This is a genomic window from Microcoleus sp. A2-C3 (assembly GCF_036706065.1).
Taxonomy (GTDB): domain Bacteria; phylum Cyanobacteriota; class Cyanobacteriia; order Cyanobacteriales; family Microcoleaceae; genus Microcoleus.
The window spans coordinates 1-4,081 of record NZ_JAUBVX010000105.1; the positions used below are offsets into that span (position 1 = coordinate 1).

3 protein-coding genes and 1 pseudogene are annotated in these 4,081 nt (G+C 41.4%); 1 reads left to right on the forward strand and 3 read right to left on the reverse strand.

Annotated elements, in window-relative coordinates:
• Positions 1-82 precede the first annotated feature (82 nt).
• Positions 83-616: pseudogene (locus QUB66_RS29350) on the forward strand (response regulator); the annotation flags it as partial.
• A gap of 41 nt (positions 617-657) precedes the next feature.
• Here QUB66_RS29350 and QUB66_RS29355 read toward each other — a convergent pair.
• From QUB66_RS29355 to QUB66_RS29365, 3 genes are all read right to left on the reverse strand, one after another.
• Positions 658-1,008, reverse strand: a complete 351-nt coding sequence (locus tag QUB66_RS29355; protein WP_332970765.1) for a PAS domain-containing protein — start codon at positions 1,006-1,008, stop codon at positions 658-660.
• A 156-nt stretch (positions 1,009-1,164) separates the two neighbouring features.
• Complete coding sequence (locus QUB66_RS29360) at positions 1,165-1,842, reverse strand: response regulator (protein ID WP_332970766.1); 678 nt, start codon at positions 1,840-1,842, stop codon at positions 1,165-1,167.
• A gap of 949 nt (positions 1,843-2,791) precedes the next feature.
• Complete coding sequence (locus QUB66_RS29365) at positions 2,792-3,847, reverse strand: hypothetical protein (RefSeq protein WP_332970767.1); 1,056 nt, start codon at positions 3,845-3,847, stop codon at positions 2,792-2,794.
• Positions 3,848-4,081 lie beyond the last annotated feature (234 nt).

The window sequence follows — 4,081 nt, forward strand, 5'->3', positions numbered from 1 at the left end:
TCATTTTTATCGTCACAATTAATTATTGCATATAATTATATCATAATAAGTGTAGAAAATGATTTAGGATTGCTATAACGGTCAAGATGCGATTGAAATTTGGAATTCCTATTCACCGCATCTGATCTGGATGGATATGCGAATGCCGATTATGGACGGTTATGAAGCAACTCAACGGATTAAAGCTACCACTAAAGGTCAAGCTACTGCTGTGATTGCCATTACTGCTAGCGCTTTGGAAGAAGAAAAGACGAGGATTTTATCCATCGGTTGCGATGACTTTGTGCGAAAACCCTTCCAAGAAAAGACTATTTTTGAGATCATGGCTAAACATCTGGGAGTCAGTTATGTTTATGAGTCGTCCGAGTTAAATTATCGTCCAGAGAATCCGGGTGGAGAACCTGTGAATTTCACAATTTTGCTAGCAGCAATGTCAAGGGAATGGATTATAAAATTGCATGAAGCCGCTCTTGAAGCGGACTCGAAATTAGTATCTAGATTGTTGGATAAAATTCCCTCATCCTACGTGCTGGAACTTCAGACTCTTAGGGATTGGGTTAAAACGTTTCAGTTTGAAAATATTCTGGATTTGACCGAACCATTGGTGGAGCAATGATTACAGAAACCCAGTTACTCCGAAAATCCTGGTTGATGAGATTATTCTAAATGTGCTTCCATCTTTACCTTAAATTCAAGTAGTTTAAACATTGTGATATCGCGGATAGTAATCGAACAACCATCTCCAAATTTTACGGCATTCAAATAATACAATATTTGATCGTCATCTTTTTCCCAATAAAATTCTTGTTCGATCGCTTCTCCTGTCTCAACTATCTGTACAAGTGAATCAAACAGTGTGGGAGTAAGTTGATTGAACATTTTTTTCAGGATGGTTGTACCCATGAGGTTTTCTCGCTTTTGACCAAATAACTTGGCAAAGACGGGATTAACCACCAAACAGCGAAAATCGTGAATTTCTTGGGTGAGCGTATCTCTCACCGCTTGCATGGCGGCAATTCCATCTTTGGAACTATTTAATAAAGTTGCAAGTAAAGTGCGAGATTGGTAGAGAATTTCTGCGGTTTGTTGATGTGCTTCGATTTGCTTCCTTAACTGGTGTTTTTGTTGTTGGATAGTTAGTTGAGTTTGAATCCGAGCGATGAGTTATTCTGGTTGAAATGGTTTGGTGATATAATCAACTCCGCCTGCTTGAAAGGCTTTTACTTTATCTAAAACTTCATCTAACGCACTTAAAAAAATCACCGGAAGTTCTGAGGTAGCTTCATTGGCTTTGAGAGCTTCGCAGACTTCATAGCCATTCATTTCTGGCATTTTAATATCGAGTAAAATGACATCGGGAGGGTGATTATGAATTGTTCTTAATGCCATCTTACCGTTAGTGACGCTGCGAACTTTATAACCCTGTTTGTTCAATACTTTTGTTAAAAATTGCAGGTTTTCAATCATGTCGTCAACAATTAAGATATTGCCTTTGGGAGTTTCGCTTGGATTAACATCACTTTCTCCTGTGTCAGCGGGGGCGATAGCCGCTTCTTTACCTTTTGTGCCAACCATCGCAGTTGCGCCGCTTTGCTTTTCTAGCAGAGGCAGGAAGTTATTCTTAGTAACTTTTTCCCCCATTGCGTCTGAAAGGCGCTGCCACAGGAGAGAAGCTAAATCTTTGATATATCCTACGCTCAGGTACAAGCTGTCAGCAACTGCACCGTAGGTTGCGTTTTCCCAACAAGCTTTTAAAATTTCCTTCTCTAGCAAACTTAACGGTTTACCCCTCTTGGACTCCAAGGCAGTTTCTACGAATTCCAGGGCTTCTTCAAAAGTCATATGCCACTCACTGTATCAGGTAATATTTTTGATTGTTGCACCCTGGTAAGTATAATAGAAGGTAGAAGGCTCCTAGCAGAGGGCCGAAGGGAAAAGAACCCACTTGTCTGCTTTTGGGCGATCGGCAGGATTGGTGTAATTTTGTTTACCTAGTCAACTGATTTATTGTAAGTTACTTAGTGCCGTACTTTGAACCTGGGGCGAACCCCCCTATCCCCAGTTACGGTTTAGGAAAAAACAGGTTCCCTGCGCTGCATTCTTTAAACCGCACGCTAGCTGGCTAGTGACGGTTCAAGGAACCTCTGCCATATAACGTAGTTCAGGACTTACGCACGAAATGCCTCAAATCCCGATCGCCCCTAACCCTGCTTAAAAAGGGTGTTGGGGGGATAGATGCGTAAATTCCGGTAGTTTTTATATAAACAATAGTCCGCACAGTTTTTATGTCGTAGCTTAAAACCCTTGATTTTCCCGAAAGCAGCGAACTTGCCGAATCGCGCTGAAATCCTTATTTTACGCTTGGCAATCAAAAATTGTCCGAAGTGTTGAGAAAGTAGCACAATAGACCTCTTACAAAAATAGCTAGGACGAGCTCTTCGGCCCATCCCACAAAAAAAAATTTCTTGTGGAATGGGCATCTTGCCCGTTCCAAAATTTGATTAAAAGGACTTTTGCAAGAGGTCTAATTAGTAGGGTGTCCCGTCGGAGAAAACCCTAGTTTTTCGTACTAAATCCAACAATGAGGCACTCTACAATCCGATTAAAGTGTGACAATTTCGTCCAGGACTGACCTTAATTCAGCAACGCCTAGAGTTGAGAATATAGAAGTCTACGCCGATCGAGAGCAGCAAGGACTGGTTTCCTTTGACGCTAGGCCAGAACGCGCAACAGAGGTTCTGCATCGAGGACTGAGTATGTCATAACAATTATTTTTCAAGTGCTATAAAGATTAAAGTGACTTCAATATCCCGCTTTCTAACTGATAAATTGCTGCCATGATTCCGGTTTCAGGATTTGTGAGCAGTGACTTTTTGACATCTTTTAAGTATTCTACAATGTGTTCCCGCAAAATCGGTCTTTCCACTTTGACTGTGTGATTGTAATCCCACAAATCCCAGATGATAATGCCGATGCCGACAATCGGATCGATTAAACCTACTCCTAACTGACTAGCAACTGTGCCGCCTGTTTTTGTGGCTAATTTGGCGGCGGCTTTGCTGGCTACTTTTGCTGTAACTTTGCTGCCGACTTTGGCTGCTACTCCTAATATTAAAGGTTTAGCAATTAAGTAACCGCTGCCGCCAACTAATGCTTTTAATGATAAGTTTGAGACGTTTCCTTTGTCGCTAATTGTGGTGGCAATATCGTTTAGATATTTGTCCCATTGTACTTGAGGTATGTTATAATTGTTTTGAACTACTTTTACATTTTTGCTCACTTCGGATATGTACAAATTAGCCGTATCTTGAGTTATTAATTGGAATCTGAGTTGAGCGTTTTTGGGCAGCAAAACGCGGTTGGCAAATTCTCTTTGGAAGTCTTCGGTTAATTTTTCGGAAACAGCATGAGATGCTGCTGTCATGTCAAATCGGTTGAGTACGGCTGATTTGACGAAGTTGAAAGGTACTGTAAACTCCATCTTTTTTTGATTGAAGTAATCGAAGTACCAATCGAGAAAGCTGTTGTCTAATCGTGCTACTACTTCGGTTTCCCATTTGTCCAATTCTTTTGATGCGAAAGCCTCGGAGGTTATATTGGCTGTTTGGATGGCGTTTTTAATGTCTTGGTTGACTTTGCTGAAGTCGTGGGGTGGCGAGACTACAACTGCTGTGGTTGCAGTATTTGTTAGGGACTGGGATATGAGAAAGTTGCCTAGTAGGGGAATAATGACTACTAGAATGACGATCGTCCAAATCATCGGTGTCACGGTTTTGATAAACTGAGCTATAACCTTGAGGCGTTCTGTTTTTTCTGAATAGCTGATTTTTTGCTTGTCTTGACTCATGGCGGTTGCTCAATTGATGAGAATGGGGGGCTAGTTTTGATTATAGGCGGCGTTTTGTGCGATCGACCTTACAGGTGTCTGGCCTGGGATTCTGGAATAGTGGAGGGGAAAGCGCGCGCGATCGCAGTTATCCGACATAAAATCGCCAGTTTTTAATTCCTGTAGTTTAGACTAAAAAATAGTCGCAGCTAAAAGTAGCTGGCTTTGAAGAGCAGGCAAGCTGTTACTCAAAAA

Coding starts and splice junctions, on each gene's coding strand:
- QUB66_RS29360 (WP_332970766.1), bottom strand. CDS start 1,842: ATGACTTTTGAAGAAGCCCTGGAATTCGTAGAAACTGCCTTGGAGTCC.
- QUB66_RS29355 (WP_332970765.1), bottom strand. CDS start 1,008: ATGCAAGCGGTGAGAGATACGCTCACCCAAGAAATTCACGATTTTCGC.
- QUB66_RS29365 (WP_332970767.1), bottom strand. CDS start 3,847: ATGAGTCAAGACAAGCAAAAAATCAGCTATTCAGAAAAAACAGAACGC.